At 58.8% G+C, this 675-nt stretch carries 1 pseudogene; it reads left to right on the top strand.

Annotated elements, in window-relative coordinates:
• Window positions 1-52 precede the first annotated feature (52 nt).
• A pseudogene (locus MKK69_RS07675) lies at window positions 53-675 on the top strand (hypothetical protein); the annotation flags it as partial.

The following is a 675-nucleotide window of genomic DNA, read 5'->3' as shown; positions in this document are numbered from 1 at the left end:
AGCTTAAAATCTGTTTGACATGCTTATTGCGGCAGTCAGTATATTCGCTGGCATGAAGCTAATTCATACCGAGGCGAATCAATTAAAAGGCGATCCGTGGATACATTTACAACGTGTCACCGCGCCGGCATTTGCCCTCGCACCGGCCGCCTTTCTCAAGCATCTACAAGCCCATCAAACAGCAAACGGTGTTTCGCAGGCGGTCACCGCTTACGATAGCGCTCCGATCTTCGACTGGATGACGAGCCTCGTACCGCTCCAGGGTATCTCCGATCAGAACGCTGTCCGCTACGCCGAGCAGCATGGCGGGGTGACCCACGCCGAGATCCAGGCGGCCTTGTCGGTACCTCAGAGGTGCTTGCGCCTTGCGAGTTATTGGCATTTCGAAGGTTGCAGCTATCGCAGGGTCGACCAGACCTGCGCTGCACCGGATTATATCGACGCCTGCCCCTTACCGTTACCGAGGCTGAGGAAGGGATCGCTGAACCAAGCAGCCTACAGCCTTGCCCTCTTTATTCGCGATGTCTGCGACGGTGACTTCGTCGGCTGGATCGATAAACGGCTCGCCGAGGCCGATCCTGGCCCCGGGGCGCCCGAACGTGGTCCGCGCCTGCGGAAGGCCGTTCTTGGTCCCCTCTGCGGGATCTACGGCATCGGCCCGAAGCTCTGGGCGAT

The organism is Methylobacterium sp. J-026, from assembly GCF_022829585.1.
Taxonomy (GTDB): Bacteria; Pseudomonadota; Alphaproteobacteria; order Rhizobiales; family Beijerinckiaceae; genus Methylobacterium.
This window is presented reverse-complemented; position numbering and strand designations above follow the sequence as displayed.